Below are 16,634 nucleotides of genomic sequence, written 5' to 3'. Positions count from 1 at the left end.
TGACGGAGAAATTCCGTCGGCGGGGCCGGCCGGGGCGTGTTCGTTCCGGTCGGACAGCGGCGATCGCGTTAGCCTTGGATATGGACGCTGTCACGGTTGTCCCTGCTCCCGGCAATGAACCGGTGCACACCTATGCCCCCGGCAGTCGCGAACGCGAGCTGCTGGCCGGCAGGCTCGCCGCTCTCGCCGCCGACCCCGTGGATGTGCCGCTCGTCATCGGCGGCAAGCACCAGCCCGGCGGCGGCGAGCGGCACACCATCGTGATGCCGCACCGGCGCCGGCAGGCACTCGGGACCTACACCCACACCACCCACGACGAAGCACGCGCGGCCATCGCGGCGGCGACGGCCGCCGCCCCCGGCTGGCAAGCGATGCCCTTCGAGGAACGCGCCGCCATCCTGCTGCGGGCCGCCGACCTGCTGGCCGGGCCCTGGCGCGAGACCCTGGCCGCCGCCACCATGCTCGGCCAGTCGAAATCGGTGCAGCAGGCCGAAATCGACGCACCCTGCGAGCTGGTGGACTTCTGGCGCTTCAATGTCGCCTTCGCCCGGCAGATTCTCGCGGTCCAGCCGGAATCGGCTGCGGGCGTGTGGAATCGGATGGACTACCGGCCCCTGGAGGGCTTCGTCTACGCCATCACGCCGTTCAACTTCACCGCCATCGCCGGGAACCTGCCCACCGCACCCGCGCTCATGGGCAATACCGTCGTCTGGAAACCTTCCTCGGCACAGACACTTTCGGCGTACTACACGATGACGCTGCTGGAGGAGGCGGGCCTGCCGCCCGGGGTCATCAATATGGTGACCGGCAGCGGCGCGCAGCTCTCGGAGGTGGCGCTGGCCGACCCGCGGCTGGCGGGCATCCACTTCACCGGTTCCACCCGCACCTTCCAGTACCTGTGGCAGAGCGTCGGCTCGAATATCGGCCGCTACCACGGTTATCCGCGGCTGGTGGGGGAGACCGGCGGGAAGGACTTCATCCTCGCCCACCCCTCCGCCGACCCGGATGCCCTGCGCACGGCCATGATTCGCGGCGCCTACGAATACCAGGGGCAGAAGTGCTCGGCCGCCTCGCGCGCCTATGTCGCCAGGTCGGTGTGGCAGCGCATGGGGCAGGACTTCCTGTCCGAGGTGGAGTCGCTGACCTACGGCGATGTCGCCGATCTGTCGAATTTCGGTGGGGCCGTGATCGACAACCGCGCCTACGACAAGTGCGTGGCCGCCATCGAGAAGGCGAAGGACCGGGGGCTCACGGTCCCCGCGGGCGGTGGCTACGACGACAGCGAGGGCTGGTTCGTCCGGCCGACCGTGCTGCTCGGCGAGGACCCGGGCGACGATGCCTTCGCCACCGAGTACTTCGGGCCCATTCTGTCGGTGTACGTCTACGACGACAGCGCCCCCGACTCGTTCGACGAGATCCTCGAGGTGGTGGACGGGACCTCGCCCTACGCCCTCACCGGTGCGATCTTCGCCCGCGACCGCAAGGCCGTCGAAACCGCCGCGGACGCACTGCGATTCGCCGCGGGCAACTTCTACATCAACGACAAGCCCACCGGCGCGGTGGTCGGGCAGCAGCCCTTCGGCGGGGCCCGCGCCTCCGGCACCGACGACAAGGCGGGCTCCTACCTCAACCTGCTGCGCTGGGTCGCGCCCCGCACGCTCAAGGAGACCTTCGTTCCACCGACCGACTACCGCTACGCCCACATGGAGACGCGATGAATCCACTGCGGCCAGCGATTCTGGCCGCGGCCGGATCGTCGCGGATGAAGGACGCCGTCACCCGGGTGCCGGTCACCGCTGCGGTGGTCCGGCGGTTCGTGGCCGGGGAAACCAGGGCCGAGCTGGTGCCGGTGGCGCGCGAGCTGCTGGCGAGCGGCCGCGCGGTGAGCGTCGACTTCCTGGGCGAGTACACCACCGAGCATGTCCAGGCCGATGCCGCGGTGGCGGAATACCTTTCGCTCATCGACGACCTGGCCGAGGCCGACCAGATGATGCCCGGCGCGCACACCGACATCCCCCGGGTGGAGGTCTCGCTCAAGCTGTCGGCGCTCGGCCAGTCGCTGGGGCAGGACGGGCCGGCCATCGCCGCGGAGAACCTGCACAAGCTGTGCGCCAAGGCCGTCGAGCGGCACGTCTGGGTGACCGTCGACGCCGAGGACCACTCCACCACCGCCGGCACCCTGGAGGCGGTCCGCCAGGCCCGCACCGAATTCCCCTGGCTCGCCGTCGCTTTGCAGACCTACCTGCGCCGGGCCGAGGACCGCGCCCGCGACCTGGCCGCCGACGGCACCCGCGTCCGCCTCTGCAAGGGCGCGTACCAGGAACCGGCGACCGTCGCCTACCGGCGCCGCGCCGAGGTCGACGCGTCCTACCTGCGCTGCCTCGATGTCCTCTTTCGCGGTGCCTGGTACCCCATGATCGCCTCCCACGACCCGGCCATGATCGACGCAGCCCTCGCTTTGGCCATCGAAAACCACTGCAACCCGGGCGATTTCGAGTTCCAGATGCTCTACGGCATTCGCGACGCCGAACAGCGCCGCCTCGTCGCGGGCGGCCACTCCCTGCGCGTCTACATCCCCTACGGCACCCAGTGGTACGGCTACCTCGTGCGCCGCCTCGCCGAACGCCCCGCCAACCTCGCCTTCTTCCTCCGAGCCCTGGCCGACCGCGCCTGAGGGCCGCGGTCGCGGGTCGTTCCCGGCGCGCGCCGGGGCCACACCCTCGAGTGAGCGGTCCTCCGCAGGATGGGGTTTCGGGGGTGGACTGAGGGTCCGAGAGTTGGTTCAGACCAGGGGGCGGCCGAGGCGGCGGCGCAAGCGCATGTCGGCGAGGTAGAAGTTGTAGGGGAACAGGCGGATCGGGGTGGGCATGCGGGTCCAGACGGCGGAGATCAGGCGGAGGAAGCCGGCGAAGATGCGTTCGTCGCGGGCGGACCAGGTCATGGCCATCTCCTCGCGCAGGTGCGGGGGGAGCAGGGCGGTGACGATGAAGCGGTGCAGGCCGCCCAGGGTGATCTGCAGGGGCCAGGGCAGCATCTTCAGGTCGGTGAGGTCGTTGAAGTACTTGCGGGTGGGACCGTCGATCGACTTGGTCGCGAGGTTCTCCTCCCAGTACACGTAGAACTCGTCGCGGGTGGCGGGCCACATCTCGGGACGCATCTGCAGGGTGGTGCCCAGCCGCGCGCAGTACTGGTAGAAGGCTTCCGCCAGTTCGGGATTCATCGGGCCGCGCATGCGGTGGTAGAGGTCGTCGACGCCCCAGTAGAGGCAGGCCGCCACCCATAGCTGCAGCTTGGGGTCGAAGGCGTTGTACTTGACCGCGCTGCCGGGCTTGGAGTGGACGCTGCGGTGGGAGCGGTTCACGGCCTCGCGGTAGTCGCGGCGGTCGTCCTCGTTCCCGAGCAGCGCGACCGACAGATAGGTGAGGGTGGTGCGCAGCCGCTTGATCGGGTGCAGCGTTACCTTGCCACTGTCGACGTCGCTCTCCATGACGCCGTAGGCGACGGGTTTCAGCGAGAGCTGCATGACGACATTGGCCGCGCCGCCGAGGAAGGCCGCGACGCCGTCGATGTGCTCACGCACGGATTCCGGGGTCATCGGCTCGTAGGCCGGCGGGAACTCGTCGAACTTGCGCAGGGGGGCGGTCATCGTTGACTCGGCTCCTCGTCGTCACTCCTCGCCCATGAGGAGAGTGTGAGAAATTTTGCTCCTCACCTTCTCATCGCGGGGTGGTCATGTCAATGTGCGAAGATTGGTGCCTCACCGTTTCTTTGCGACCGGAAAGGGCCCGGACCATGGCCAAACTGGCCAAACTGCTGCCGCTCGTCCGCGGATCCGGCCCCGAGGATCACAACCAGGCCAAGGTCCTCGATGCCGCCCTCATGGCCTTCCTGGACTTCGGCATCAAACGCACCAGCATGGTGGAGGTCGCGCGGCGCGGCGGGCTGTCCCTGGCCACGCTGTACCGCCGCTTCGCCGGCAAGAACGATCTCATCCAGGCTGTCGGGCTCCGGCAGGCCCGTCAGCTCATCGACGAGGTCGACACCGCCGTGCAGGGTCCCATCGAGCGCGACGAGAGCGCCGAGGATCAGATCATCGCACTGTTCGTGGCATTCATCGAGGGACTGCGCGGCAATCAGCTGCTGGGCAGGCTGCTCAAGACCGAACCCGAGATCGTGCTGCCGTATCTGACCGTGCAGGGTGCGCCGGTCATCGAACTGGGCCGTGACTACCTGGCCGAATTCATGGCCCGCTTGCAGACGGAAGGCAAACTGCCGCAATATGATCCGCTGCCGCTGGCCGAGATGATCGCCCGCGCCGCGCTCTCGCTGGCCCTGACCCCGCAGACGGTCATCCCGCTCGACGACCCCGACGCGTTGCGGCAGTTCGCTCGCGACCACATCGTCCCCGGCTTCCGGATCCTCTGACCGGCAACGGCTTTCACACCAGCCGCAGGCCCAGCCGGTGGCGCAGGCGCATATCGGTGAGATAGACGTTCAGCGGGAAGGCCCGCAGTGACGCGGGCACGACCGACTCGGCCACACCGGCCAGCCGCAGCATCCGGGCCAGCGCGCGGTCCTGCCGCGGCGTCCAGGTCATGCCCATCTCGTCGCGGAGATGCTGTGGCAGCAGGCCGGTCACGAAGAAGCGGTGTACGCCGCCGAAAGCCAGCTGGAACGGACGGGGCAACATCTTCAGGTCGATGAGATCCTCGAAGTAGGCCCGGATCTTGGGGTCGATGCGGGTCTTGGCGAGGTTCTCGTCCCAATAGCGGTCGAAGGCAGCGCGATCGGCGGGCCACATGTCCGGGCGCACCTGCAGCGTGGTGCCGAGCCTTGCGGCGTAGCGGTAGAACGTGTCGGCGTCACGGTCGTCCATGGGTCCGTGCATGCGCTCGTAGAGATCACGCGCACCCCAGTACAGGCAGGCCGCGACCCACAGTTGGAGCTGGGGGTCGAAGGCGTTGTATCTCACGGTGCTGTCAGGGCGGGATCGGACGTGCTTGTGCACGGAATCGACGGCCTCCCGATAGGCCGCGCGGTCTTCCTCGGTACCCAGCAGGGCCACGGCCAGGTAGGTGAGGGTGGTGCGCAGCCGCTTGAGGGGATGGATCATGACGTTCCCGGATTCCACCGGGCTCTCCACCACGCCGTAGCCGACCGGCGGGTGGGAGAGCTGCATGATCACGTTCGCCGCCGCGCCGAAGAAGCCTGCCGCACCGTCCAGATAGCGGCGGACGTCGATCTCCGGTGCGGGGGCTGCGGATTCGAACCGGTCGGGCAGCGGCCTGGTCATCATCGACCACATCCTCGGGTGAGAAAGTTATATAGAAACTTTCTTACCCACTCGGGCCCCTGTCAACCGGCTCGGCGGCTTCGCAAGCGATTCGTTGCCGAGCGGCTCCGGTAGCGTGGGCCCGTGTCGCCGCTGTTGCTGAGCTCGCTGAACCCGGCCGCCATCGCCGCCGGAGCCGATATCCCGGATGCCGTCACCATCGACGGGGAGACGTTGTCGCGCAGTGATCTGCTCGGCGCGGCCACCTCCGTCGCCGAACGCGTCGCCCAGGCGCGCCGGGTGGCCGTGCTGGCCGAACCGACCGTCACCACCGTGCTCGCCGTGGTCGGCTGCCTGATCGCCGGGGTGACCGTGGTGCCGGTGCCGCCGGACTCGGGCAGTGCGGAACTGGCGCACATCCTGCGGGATTCGGGTGCGCAGGCCTGGCTGGGCAAGGCTCCCGAGGGCTACGACCTGCCGGTGATCCCGGTGCGCAAGCACGCGCGGTCCTGGCATCGATACGCCGAACCCGCAGGGAAGGCAACAGCTTTCATCCTCTACACATCCGGAACCACCGGCGCACCCAAGGGTGTGATGCTCAGCCGTGACGCCATCGCGGCGGGCCTGGACGCGCTCATCCAGGCGTGGAAATGGACCTCCAAAGACGTTCTGGTGCACGGTCTTCCGCTGTTCCATGTGCACGGCCTGATCCTCGGCGTGCTGGGCCCGCTGCGGGCCGGGAGCCCGCTCGTCCACACCGGCAAGCCCACCCCGAAGGCATATGCCGACGCCCACGGCACCATGTACTTCGGCGTGCCCACCGTGTGGTCGCGAATCACCGAAGACCCCGACGCCGCACGGGAATTGGCGAAGGCACGGATCCTGATCTCGGGCAGCGCGCCGCTGCCGGTGCCGGTGTTCGAGCGGCTGGCCGAGCTCACCGGGCACGCCCCGATCGAGCGCTACGGCATGAGCGAAACCATGATCACCCTCTCCACCCGGCCCGACGGGGAACGCCGCCCGGGCTGGGTCGGGACCCCGGTCGCGGGCGTCGAGACCCGGCTGCGCGACGAGGCGGGCGACCCGGTGCCGCACGACGGGGAGAGTGTCGGCGGACTCCAGGTGCGCGGCCCCATGCTCTTCGACGGCTATCTGAACAAGCCCGAGGTCACCGCCGAGAACTTCACCGCCGACGGCTGGTTCCGGACCGGCGACGTGGCGGTCATCGACGCCGAGGGCTTCCACCGCATCGTGGGCCGGGAATCGGTGGACCTCATCAAGTCCGGTGGCTACCGCATCGGCGCGGGCGAGATCGAGACCGCGCTGCTGGGGCATCCGGCGGTGGCCGAGACCGCGGTCGTCGGCGTCCCGGACGACGATCTGGGGCAGCGCATCGTCGCCTATGTCGTGCTCCGCCCCGGTGCGGGCGCGGCGATCGCCGACGAGCTCATCGCCCATGTGGCGGGCGAACTTTCGGCGCACAAGCGGCCGCGCGAGGTGCGCGTGGTGGACGGTCTGCCGCGCAATGCCATGGGCAAGGTTCAGAAGAAACTGCTGTCTTGACCTCGAGTGCACTCGAGGTCCTACCGTGATCGGTATGACCGCATCTCTGTCGCCCGCCCAGATCGAGTACCTGAACAGCCAGCGACTGGGGCGGCTGGCCACCATCCGTCCCGACGGCTCGCCGCAGAACAATCCGGTGGGCTTCCGCTACAACGCGGCCCTGGGCACCATCGACATCGGTGGACGCGATCTGGGCGCGAGCCAGAAGTTCCGCAATCTGCTGAAGGAGGAGCGGGTCGCCTTCGTGGTCGACGACGTCCCCTCCGTCGACCCCTGGACGGTGCGGTGCCTCGAAATCCGCGGCACCGCGCAGGCGTTGCGGGACATGGAGTCGTGGTACCCCGGCCTGTCCCCGGAGCTGATCCGCATCACCCCCGAACGGGTCATCGCCTTCGGCCTCTGACACCGGAGTTCCGGTGCCGGAGGTTTCGGGGTCTCGTCCAGCCTGCGAGCGAACATCTAGCTTACGTGAAGCGAAATAGTCACGTTCCCAAGGAGATTCGCTCGATGCACACCTCTCTGCGCACCACCGTGGCGGCCGCCGCCGTCTTCGCCGGCCTGCTCGCTCCCGCCGCCGCGGCCACCGCCGATGTGCTGCCCCTCACCCCCATGCAGCAGCCGGCCGAACAGATCGCCGGCACCACCGGCACCGGCTCGGTGAACACCGGGCCCACCGGCACCGGATCCTTCGACCCGTCGTCCACCGGCTCGTCGAACCTGATCAAGGCGTTCCAGACCGGGTCGGGTCAGTGCAACTCCGGCGGCATCCCGTTCCCCGTCATGGACGGCTCGGCGGCGCCCTGGTGCGGCCTCTACCACTGAGCGCGAAATGACGAAAACCCCTGCGGCGCAAGCCGTCAGGGGTTTTCTCGTCACTGGAGTCAGTCGTTGGCGTGCAGCGCCGCGTTCAGTTCGATGCCGGTGCCCTTGCGGGGCCGGACCTCGACCGCGCCGGTCACCGAGTTGCGGATGAACAGCAGGTTCGACTTGCCCGACAGCTCACCGGCCTTCACGACCGCGCCGTCCGGCAGCGCGACCTTGGTACCCGCGGTGACGTACAGACCCGCTTCCACCACGCAGTCGTCGCCGAGCGAGATGCCCAGGCCCGAGTTCGCGCCCAGCAGGCAGCGCTCACCGAGCGAGATGACCTGCTTGCCGCCGCCGGACAGGGTGCCCATGATGGACGCGCCGCCGCCGACATCGGAGCCGTCGCCGACCACGACACCGGCCGAGATCCGGCCCTCCACCATGGAATTGCCGAGCGTGCCGGCATTGAAGTTGACGAAGCCCTCGTGCATGACCGTGGTGCCCGAGGCCAGGTGCGCGCCCAGGCGCACCCGGTCGGCGTCGGCGATGCGCACCCCCGAGGGCAGCACGTAGTCGACCAGGCGCGGGAACTTGTCCACGCCGTACACGGTGACCGGGCCGCGAGCGCGCAGCTTCAGCCGGGTCAGCTCGAATTCCTCGTTGGAGCAGGGGCCGTGGTTGGTCCACACCACATTGGCCAGCAGGCCGAAGATGCCGTCCAGGTTCGCGCCGTGCGGGCGGATCAGCCGGTGCGAGATCAGGTGCAGACGCAGGTAGGCGTCGTGAGTGTCGATCGGCGCGGCGGCCAGATCGGCGATGACGGTGCGCACCGCGACGATCTCCACGCGGCGCGCCTCGTCCTCGCCGACCGACGCGGCGAACTTCGCGTATTCGGGATCCGAGGCATCGAGCCGGACGGTGCCGACCTCGTCGGCGGAGAAGGTCCCGAGGCTGGGATACGGGTACCAGGTGTCCAGGACTGTGCCGTTGACGGTGATGGTGGCTAGGCCGACTGCAGATGCTCCCTGTGTACTCACGTCCCCCTACGTTACCGGGCTGTGAATTCATACCTCATGCGGTGCCGATTTGTGCCAACGCAGCGGCCGTGCGGAGAACGGAGGTTATTCCTCCTTTATGGTGGATCAAGTGACCATCGATCTGAGTGCCGACCCCATTTCACTCACCGCCGCGCTCGTGGACATTCCGAGCGTGTCGAAGAACGAGAAGGTCATCGCCGACATCGTCGAAACGGCGCTGCACGAACAGACCACCGGATTCGAAATCCTGCGGCACGGTAATACCGTGCTCGCGCGCACCAATCGGGGGCTGCCCACTCGCGTCATTCTCGCCGGACATCTGGACACCGTGCCCATCGCCGACAATGTCCCCGGCCACTTCGAGACCACCGCGGACGGCGAACGGCAGCTGTGGGGTTGCGGCAGCGTCGACATGAAGTCCGGTGACGCGGTCTTCCTGCACCTGGCGGCCACCGTGGCCGATCCGGTCCACGACCTGACCCTGATCTTCTACGACTGCGAGGAGATCGCGGCCGAGTTCAACGGCCTGGGCCGCATCGAACGCGAACTGCCCGAGTGGCTCGCGGGCGATCTGGCCATTCTGGGCGAGCCCTCCGGCGGCTGGGTCGAGGCGGGCTGCCAGGGCACCCTGCGGGTGCGTCTGACCACCTCCGGCGTGCGTGCGCACACCGCGCGAGCCTGGCTGGGGGACAACGCCATTCACCGTCTCGCCCCGATCCTGGAGCGGCTGGCCCGCTACCGGGCGCGCGAGGTCGAGATCGACGGCTGCACCTACCGCGAGGGCCTGTCCGCGGTCCGAGTCGAGGGCGGCGTGGCCGGCAATGTGGTGCCGGACGTGGCCACCGTGGACGTGAACTTCCGCTTCGCCCCCGACCGCACCCTGGACCAGGCCACCGAGCACGTGCGTGAGGTATTCGCCGGTCTGGAACTGGATTTCGTGCGTACCGACGGCGCGCCCGGCGCCCTGCCCGGCCTGTCCAATCCGGCCGCCAAGGACCTCATCGAGATCGTGCACGCGCACGGCAGCGGCGGCGTCCGCGCCAAGTACGGCTGGACCGATGTCTCGCGGTTCGCCGCCCGCGGCATCCCGGCCGTCAACTTCGGCCCGGGCGACCCGAACCTGGCGCACAAGCGCGACGAGCACCTCCCCGTCGACCAGATCACCCAGGTGACGTCGATGCTGCGCAGTTACCTCACCGGCGCCAAAGGCTGATAGAACCAGCAGGTAGAAGCCCCAGAGGTTCGCGGCGCGTCTCGATTCTGGAGCGACTGGAGCGGGGGAGCGAAGCGGAGGAGCGGAGGGAGTGAAGAATCGAGACTTCCAGCGCCGCGAACCCCGCCCGTAGCGAAGCGGAGGGCAAATTGGATACTGCCTGCATGTCTGCTGACGGTGAATACGAGGGTGTGCGTTCGCCTAAGACGCCACGATTCCGCGGGCCGATCATGCTGCGGCGGGATCGCAAGAAGGGGATAGGCACCACCGATCAGCATCTGCTGGACGAGCGCGGGCCGGCCGACTGGGTGCACACCGACCCCTGGCGCGTACTGCGCATCCAGGCCGAATTCGTCGAGGGCTTCGGCGCTTTGGCGGAGGCGCCGGCCGCGGTGGCGGTCTTCGGCTCCGCCCGCACCCCCGCCGAGTCGGCCGAGTACCAGGCCGGCATGGCCATCGGAAGTGCCTTGGCCCGAGCCGGTTTCGCGGTCATCACCGGCGGCGGACCGGGCGCCATGGAGGCGGCCAACCGGGGCGCGTCGGAAGCGGGTGGATACTCCATCGGTCTCGGCATCGAACTGCCCTTCGAGCAGCACCTCAACGAGTGGGTCGACCTCGGCATCAATTTCCGGTACTTCTTCGCGCGCAAGACCATGTTCGTGAAGTACGCCCAGGCCTTCGTCTGTCTGCCCGGCGGTTTCGGCACCCTCGACGAACTGTTCGAGGCGCTGACCCTGGTGCAGACCCGCAAGATCACCCGCTTCCCGATCATCCTGTTCGGCACCGAATACTGGGCGGGACTGATGGATTGGATGCGCGACTCGTTGCTCGGCTCGGCCAAGGTCGCCCCCGGCGACCTGGGGCTGCTGCATGTCACCGACAGCGTGGACGAGGTGGTGCGGGTCGTGGTGGAGGCCGCACAGGCGCGCCGCGAGCTGGACGAGGCGGGCGTGGAGGATCAGTGGTGAGTGCCGCCTACGCGGTCTGCGTGTACTGCTCTGCCAGCGTGGACGATCCGGTGGCGCTCGATCTGGCCACCCGGGTGGGCGACGAGATCGGCCGTCGCGGTTGGCAATTGGTGTCCGGTGGCGGCAATGTGTCCATGATGGGCGCGGTCGCGCAGGCGGCGCGGGCCGCCGGGGCCAGGACCGTCGGGGTGATCCCCAAGAAGCTGGTGCACCGCGAGGTCGCCGACACCGACGCCGACGAGCTGATCGTCACCGACACCATGCGCGAGCGCAAACAGGTCATGGACGACCGCGCCGACGCCTTCCTGACCCTGCCCGGCGGCATCGGCACCCTCGAGGAACTCTTCGAGACCTGGACCGGGGCATACCTGGGCGTGCACGCCAAGCCGGTGGTGGTGCTCGATCCGCAGGATCACTACGGCGGCCTGTTCGAGTGGGTCGAGCGGCTGCCGCTGCGCGGGTACGCGGGCCGCGAAGCGATCGATCGGGTGCTGGTGACCAAGGACTTCGACTCCGCTTTCGAGGCCCTGCGTCCCGGCCGTTGAGAAACCGGCTGGTTTCACTCGACAAGATCGGGCGAATCGGTAAGGGTGGGCAGCGGGGGACGTGAACGCGAGGAGCACAGCGAAGTGAATACCGATGCCCGTTCAACGGTGAGCCTGCTCGATCTGGCCCGCGGTCTGCCCGGCATGGCGATGCAGGCCCCCGGCATGCTCCGCAATATCGTGCACATGCTGGTGAAATCCGGCGACAAGGCATCCATCGGGCTGTTCTTCCAGCGCGGCGCGGCCAGGCACCCGGACCGGCCCTTCCTGAAATTCGAAGGGCGCGTGTACACCTGGGGCGAGGCCAATGCCGAGGTCAACCGGTACGCGAAGGTGCTCGCCGCGCACGGGGTCGAGCGCGGCGACGTGGTCGGCATCCTGATGGTCAATCGCGCCGAGGCGCTGTTCACCGTGCTCGCCACCGTGAAACTCGGCGCCACCGCGGGCCTGCTCAACCACAATCAGCGGGACGTGGTGCTGCAGCACAGTTTCGGGCTGCTGAATTCGGTGCTGGACGTGATCGGCGAGGAGTGTGCCGACGCCCTCGACACCCTCACCGAGGCCCGGCCCGCCCTGCTCTGGTCCGAGCAGCTGGCCGCCGAGGCCCGCACCGCCGACGCCTCGAATCCCGCTGTGACCGAAGAGATCACCGCCAAGGAACGCGCCTACCTGATCTTCACCTCGGGCACCACCGGGCTGCCCAAGGCCAGCGTCATGACCCACCTGCGCTGGACCAAGTCCATGGCCGGTATCGGCGGGCTCGGCGTCCGGCTCGACGGCCGGGACACGCTGTACTGCTGTCTGCCGCTGTACCACAACAACGCGCTCACGGTGGCGCTGTCCTCGGTGATCGCGGGCGGCGCGACCTTCGCGCTGGGCCGCAAGTTCTCGGCCACCCGCTTCTGGGACGAGGCCATCGCCAACCAGGCCACCGCCTTCATCTACATCGGCGAGCTGTGCCGCTACCTGCTCAACCAGCCGGCCAAGCCCGCCGACCGCGCACACACCGTCCGGCTCTGCGTCGGCAACGGCCTGCGGCCCGAGCTCTGGGACGAATTCCAGCAGCGGTTCGGCATCGAGCGGATCGTCGAGTTCTACGGGGCCAGTGAGGGAAACGTCGCCTTCATCAACGCCTTCTCGGTCGCCCGGACCGCCGGCTTCACCCCGTTGCCCTTCGCCATCGTCGAATACGACGACGCCACCGGCAAGGCGTTGCGCCACCAGGACGGCCGCCTGCGCCGGGTGCCGCCGGGCGGGGTCGGGCTGCTGCTGGCCAAGGTCACCACGCGCTCGCCCTTCGACGGCTACACCGATGCCTCCGCCACCGAATCCAAGCTCGTGCGAGACGGTTTCGAGCCGGGCGACTGCTGGTTCGACACCGGTGACCTGGTGCGCGACCAGCGCTGGGGCCATATCGCGTTCGTGGACCGCCTCGGCGACACCTTCCGCTGGAAGGGCGAGAACGTCGCCACCACCGAGGTCGAGGGCGCCTTCGACGGCATCGACTCGGTCACGCAGGCGGTCGTTTTCGGCGTCGACATCCCGGGCGCCGACGGCAAGGCGGGCATGGCCGCGGTGACGCTGCACGAGGGTGCGCACTTCGACGGCAAGGTCGCCGCCAAGGTGCTCTACGACCACCTGCCGGCCTACGCCGTGCCCCTGTTCATCCGCGTGGTGCCGGAGCTCGAGCAGACCTCCACCTTCAAGAACCGGAAGGTGGAACTGCGCAAGCAGGGCTACACCCCCGACGACGAGAGCACCCTCTACGTCCTCGCGGACCGCACCGAGGGCTACATTCCCGCGTACTCCGAATACGCCGCCGACGTCGCCGCGGGGCGCGCGCCCGGCAACTGAACAGCAGCCGGTCGGAGCCCGGTTCCGGTCGGCTGCCCAGCAGTGGCGCCACAGCCCTCGGTACAGTCGAGGGCATGTGTGCGCCGTTGCCGACATTGTGCGGGAAGCCGGTGGCGACGGATCGGGCGCTTGTCATGGCGATCGTGAACCGGACGCCGGACTCCTTCTATGACCGAGGCGCGACGTTCAGTGACGAGGCCGCCATGCGGGCCGTCGACAAGGCCGTCGCCGAGGGCGCGGATCTGGTCGATATCGGCGGAGTGAAGGCCGGTCCGGGCGCCGAGGTGGGCAATGTCGAGGAGGCCCGCCGGGTGGTGCCGTTCGTGGCGGCCATTCGCGAGCGCTACCCGGATCTGCTCATCAGCGTGGACACCTGGCGTGCCGACGTGGCCCGGGCCGCGGTCGCCGAGGGCGCGGATCTGATCAACGACACCTGGGCGGGGGCGGACCCGGAACTGGTCGGCGTCGCCGCCGAACTGGGCGTAGGAATTGTGTGCTCCCACACCGGGGGTGCGATTCCGCGGACCCGTCCGCACCGGGTCCGGTACACGGATGTGGTGACCCAGGTCACCGAGGCGGTGGTGGCCGCGGCCGAAAATGCTGCGGCGGCAGGGGTGGCCAAGGACTCGATTTTGATCGATCCGACCCATGATTTCGGCAAAAACACCTATCACGGGCTCGAATTGTTGCGTGCGATAGACGTTCTTGTGAAAACCGGATGGCCCGTCTTGATGGCGCTGAGCAATAAGGATTTCATCGGAGAGACTCTTGGTGTCGTCGAGCTGTCCGAACGATTGGAGGGCACATTGGCAGCGACTGCTTGGTCGGCCGCCGCGGGTGCTCGCGTCTTTCGAGTGCACGAGGTGGCTCACACCCGCCGGGTGGTGGACATGATCGCCGCCATCCAGGGTCACCGCCCACCCGCCCGTACCCTGCGAGGTCTCGCATGAAAACAGACTGGGTGAACACCAACACCTTCGACAGCCCCGACTGGACGGTAGCGGAACTCACCGCCGCCAAGGGCGACCGCACCGTCTCGGTGGTGCTGCCCGCCCTCAACGAGGAAGCCACCGTCGCCGCCGTGGTGGCCAGCATCCGGCCCCTGCTCGGCACGCTGGTGGACGAACTCGTCGTCCTGGACTCCGGGTCCACCGACGCCACTGCCGCCCGTGCACAGGCGGCCGGAGCCACCGTGGTGACCCGCGAACAAGCCGTCCCCGAACTCGACCCCGTTCCCGGCAAGGGCGAATGCCTGTGGCGCTCGCTGGCGGTCACCAGCGGCGACATCATCGCCTTCGTGGACTCCGACCTCATCGACCCCGACCCCGACTTCGTCCCCAGGCTGCTCGGCCCGCTGCTCACCGTCGAGGGCATGCACCTGGTCAAGGCCTACTACCGCCGCCCGCTGCGCACGGGCGAGTCGGTGGACCACCACGGCGGCGGCCGCGTCACCGAGCTGGTGGCCCGCCCGCTGCTGGCCGCGCTGCGTCCCGAACTGTCGAATGTGCTGCAGCCCTTGGGTGGTGAGTACGCCGGTACCCGCGAACTGCTCACCTCGGTACCGTTCGCGCCGGGCTACGGCGTCGAAATCGGCCTGCTGCTGGACACTTACGACCTGCTGGGCCTGTCCAGCATCGGCCAGGTCAATCTCGGTGTCCGTCAGCACCGCAACCGCCCGCTGGCCGACCTGGGCGTCATGAGCCGCCAGATCCTGGGCACCGTCCTGGGCCGCAGCGGAATTCAGGACTCCGGCGCGGCCCTGACCCAGTTCCCCATGGTCGCAGGCGAATTCATCGCCCACGCCACCGAAGTCTCGCTGGCCGACCGCCCCCCGATGAACACCCTCCGCCCGGAGGAGGCCGCCGCCTGACCTCGAGGGGCCGGGCGGCGGCGCACTGCCCTCGCCCGCTCCACCTCGCTGGATTCCGTTGCGCGCCATCATGTCGGCCACGGATCCGGCTATCGGTCGTGGCGGTAGATCGGCGTCAGCAGGTCGGCCTCGATCGGTTCGCCGGTGGAGCGGTCGTACCGGACACCGACCACCGCCGAGAACGGATGGGTGCTCGCACGCTCGTGCAGGGTCGCGAGTCTGGTTGCCAGCAACCGGATCGCGCCCAACGAGGCGGGCGGGTGCAGGCCGTCGATGACCAGCACGCTGCCCTTGCCGTCCGGGCGGGGGAGGCGGGCCAGGTAGGCGATGTCGTATGGCTCGGTGCCGCCCGGGCGGTAGACGCGGCGGGCGGCCCGGTCCTCGATGCCCCGGCGCACCCGCCCGGCGCGCGCCACCGTGCGGCGCAGGCGCGGGTCCGCGGCCACGAGATACCGCAGACTGGGCGACAATTCGGGCCCGCCGAGCACGATCAGGCCATCCCGGTCGAGGTCGAGCGGGCGGCCCGGCAGGAAGCGCTGGACATTGGCGGTGAAGCCGAGTTCCCGTAGTAGCTCGACCAGCCGGTGCGGCGCAGCGGCATCGGGCGCACCCACGAGGGCGATGGAGCGCGTCGTGCTGCGGACGTCCGGGGTGAGGATGGTGAGCGGCCCGTGCCCGAAGAACAAACCTTCCGGTACTGGCCCTTGGGTGCTCACCTGGTGGATGCGGGCGCGGGAAAGTCCCGCGGCCGCACCTATTCTCGCGAACGTCCAGCCCTCGGCATGCAGTTCGCGGATGACGGCGCGGCGGATGCGAGTCAGCTCATTGATCTGCTGCTGCGCGGCTGCCACGCCTTCGGTGGCGGCTTTCAGGCGTTCGACCTTGTCCTCGATCGCGAATACCCGGGCCACCTCGTCGGCCGACATGTGCGCAGTCTAGATAGCTGGACAGCATCATGCGTCAAGTACGGTCGACATATTTGATCTCAGGTGGCGTCCGGATCCACCGGCGGACGTTCGTTGCGCTCCAGCGGTTTTTGTTCCTTCGGCATCGAAACCGGGCCGGATCCGCTGTTGGTGTAACCGTTTCCGCTGTTCGGGTTGCTCACCGGCTTGTCGAAACTGGTCAGGTCATCGAAACTGTTCAGGATCGAATCGTCACCGTCGAGCAGGTGTTTGGTGACCATCGATCGCGGATTTATACTGCGCAGTTCGTTCAACTGCTCCAACGGTTTCCGGATCTCGTCGAATTCCGGGCCGAGCTCATCGCGCAATTGCTGAGTCGCGCCGGTGGCGTAATCGCGTGCCTGTTTGAGGGCGTGCGCGGTCCAGCGAACGGCGCCCGGCAGTCGCTCCGGACCCAAAATGACAAGTGCGGCGACGAGCAGGATCAACATCTCGCCCCAGCCGATATTGCTGAACACAGTACTTATTTTGCCTTCCGCTTCGCTCCAGGCGGCTCGCGGCCCTCGTAACCCCGGTCTTCCCTCCTCCGCTCCTCCGCTT

At 68.4% G+C, this 16,634-nt stretch carries 17 protein-coding genes; 12 read left to right on the top strand and 5 right to left on the bottom strand.

Translation table 11 applies throughout. From position 1 onward, the window contains the following. Nucleotides 1-80: 80 nt before the first annotated feature. Together pruA and ACQP1O_RS36755 are read left to right on the top strand one after the other, a co-directional pair. A complete protein-coding gene (pruA, locus tag ACQP1O_RS36760) occupies nucleotides 81-1,718 on the top strand; it encodes an L-glutamate gamma-semialdehyde dehydrogenase (RefSeq protein ID WP_433562932.1) in 1,638 nt (545 codons plus the stop codon). Then, nucleotides 1,715-2,674 carry a proline dehydrogenase family protein gene (locus ACQP1O_RS36755; protein ID WP_433562931.1) on the top strand — a complete coding sequence of 320 codons (960 nt, stop codon included), beginning with the start codon at nucleotides 1,715-1,717 and terminating at the stop codon, nucleotides 2,672-2,674. Before pruA ends, ACQP1O_RS36755 begins: the two co-directional genes overlap by 4 nt. Before the next feature lie 108 nt (nucleotides 2,675-2,782). Here the strand turns inward: ACQP1O_RS36755 and ACQP1O_RS36750 are convergent, their stop codons facing one another. Beyond that, nucleotides 2,783-3,646: an oxygenase MpaB family protein gene (locus ACQP1O_RS36750; RefSeq protein ID WP_433562930.1), complete on the bottom strand. Its 864-nt coding sequence runs from the start codon at nucleotides 3,644-3,646 to the stop codon at nucleotides 2,783-2,785. A 146-nt stretch (nucleotides 3,647-3,792) separates the two neighbouring features. Here ACQP1O_RS36750 and ACQP1O_RS36745 point away from each other — a divergent pair, with 146 nt between their 5' ends. Beyond that, nucleotides 3,793-4,425, top strand: coding sequence for a TetR/AcrR family transcriptional regulator (locus ACQP1O_RS36745; protein WP_433562929.1), 633 nt, complete (start codon nucleotides 3,793-3,795; stop codon nucleotides 4,423-4,425). 13 nt (nucleotides 4,426-4,438) lie between these two features. Here the strand turns inward: ACQP1O_RS36745 and ACQP1O_RS36740 are convergent, their stop codons facing one another. Continuing rightward, complete coding sequence (locus tag ACQP1O_RS36740) at nucleotides 4,439-5,293, bottom strand: oxygenase MpaB family protein (protein ID WP_433567912.1); 855 nt, start codon at nucleotides 5,291-5,293, stop codon at nucleotides 4,439-4,441. Nucleotides 5,294-5,425: 132 nt separating this feature from the next. On the opposite strand from ACQP1O_RS36740, the gene ACQP1O_RS36735 reads away from it, so the two are divergent. From ACQP1O_RS36735 to ACQP1O_RS36725, 3 genes are all read left to right on the top strand, one after another. Continuing rightward, nucleotides 5,426-6,835, top strand: a complete 1,410-nt coding sequence (locus ACQP1O_RS36735) for an acyl-CoA synthetase (protein WP_433567911.1) — start codon at nucleotides 5,426-5,428, stop codon at nucleotides 6,833-6,835. Nucleotides 6,836-6,869: 34 nt separating this feature from the next. Further along, the gene (locus tag ACQP1O_RS36730; protein WP_433562928.1) at nucleotides 6,870-7,238 is read left to right on the top strand and encodes a PPOX class F420-dependent oxidoreductase; all 369 of its coding nucleotides are present in this window, start codon (nucleotides 6,870-6,872) and stop codon (nucleotides 7,236-7,238) included. 104 nt (nucleotides 7,239-7,342) lie between these two features. Further along, nucleotides 7,343-7,657, top strand: coding sequence for a hypothetical protein (locus ACQP1O_RS36725; RefSeq protein ID WP_433562927.1), 315 nt, complete (start codon nucleotides 7,343-7,345; stop codon nucleotides 7,655-7,657). A gap of 59 nt (nucleotides 7,658-7,716) precedes the next feature. Here ACQP1O_RS36725 and dapD read toward each other — a convergent pair whose 3' ends face one another. Continuing rightward, complete coding sequence (dapD, locus tag ACQP1O_RS36720) at nucleotides 7,717-8,679, bottom strand: 2,3,4,5-tetrahydropyridine-2,6-dicarboxylate N-succinyltransferase (RefSeq protein WP_433562926.1); 963 nt, start codon at nucleotides 8,677-8,679, stop codon at nucleotides 7,717-7,719. A gap of 109 nt (nucleotides 8,680-8,788) precedes the next feature. On the opposite strand from dapD, the gene dapE reads away from it, so the two are divergent. From dapE to ACQP1O_RS36690, 6 genes are all read left to right on the top strand, one after another. Beyond that, entirely contained in the window at nucleotides 8,789-9,892 is a 1,104-nt protein-coding gene (dapE, locus tag ACQP1O_RS36715; protein WP_433562925.1) for a succinyl-diaminopimelate desuccinylase, read from the top strand. A gap of 164 nt (nucleotides 9,893-10,056) precedes the next feature. Then, nucleotides 10,057-10,860 (top strand): TIGR00730 family Rossman fold protein, encoded by an 804-nt coding sequence (locus ACQP1O_RS36710; RefSeq protein ID WP_433562924.1) that lies wholly within the window; start codon nucleotides 10,057-10,059, stop codon nucleotides 10,858-10,860. Beyond that, nucleotides 10,854-11,405 carry a TIGR00730 family Rossman fold protein gene (locus ACQP1O_RS36705; RefSeq protein WP_433562923.1) on the top strand — a complete coding sequence of 184 codons (552 nt, stop codon included), beginning with the start codon at nucleotides 10,854-10,856 and terminating at the stop codon, nucleotides 11,403-11,405. Before ACQP1O_RS36710 ends, ACQP1O_RS36705 begins: the two co-directional genes overlap by 7 nt. Before the next feature lie 84 nt (nucleotides 11,406-11,489). Beyond that, complete coding sequence (locus ACQP1O_RS36700) at nucleotides 11,490-13,259, top strand: long-chain-acyl-CoA synthetase (RefSeq protein WP_433562922.1); 1,770 nt, start codon at nucleotides 11,490-11,492, stop codon at nucleotides 13,257-13,259. A 74-nt stretch (nucleotides 13,260-13,333) separates the two neighbouring features. Then, nucleotides 13,334-14,209, top strand: coding sequence for a dihydropteroate synthase (gene folP / locus ACQP1O_RS36695; RefSeq protein WP_433562921.1), 876 nt, complete (start codon nucleotides 13,334-13,336; stop codon nucleotides 14,207-14,209). After that, entirely contained in the window at nucleotides 14,206-15,129 is a 924-nt protein-coding gene (locus tag ACQP1O_RS36690; protein WP_433562920.1) for a glucosyl-3-phosphoglycerate synthase, read from the top strand. Before folP ends, ACQP1O_RS36690 begins: the two co-directional genes overlap by 4 nt. 89 nt (nucleotides 15,130-15,218) lie before the next feature. Here ACQP1O_RS36690 and ACQP1O_RS36685 read toward each other — a convergent pair whose 3' ends face one another. Both ACQP1O_RS36685 and tatB read right to left on the bottom strand, forming a co-directional pair. Beyond that, nucleotides 15,219-16,055 (bottom strand): hypothetical protein, encoded by an 837-nt coding sequence (locus ACQP1O_RS36685; protein WP_433562919.1) that lies wholly within the window; start codon nucleotides 16,053-16,055, stop codon nucleotides 15,219-15,221. A gap of 59 nt (nucleotides 16,056-16,114) precedes the next feature. After that, the gene (gene tatB, locus ACQP1O_RS36680) at nucleotides 16,115-16,552 is read right to left on the bottom strand and encodes a Sec-independent protein translocase protein TatB (RefSeq protein ID WP_433562918.1); all 438 of its coding nucleotides are present in this window, start codon (nucleotides 16,550-16,552) and stop codon (nucleotides 16,115-16,117) included. Nucleotides 16,553-16,634: the final 82 nt, after the last annotated feature.

The sequence above is a fragment of the Nocardia sp. CA-151230 genome (assembly GCF_050942175.1).
In the GTDB taxonomy this organism is placed as follows: domain Bacteria; phylum Actinomycetota; class Actinomycetes; order Mycobacteriales; family Mycobacteriaceae; genus Nocardia.
The sequence above is the reverse complement of the archived record's forward strand: the minus strand, read 5'-3'. Positions and strand labels throughout refer to the sequence as shown.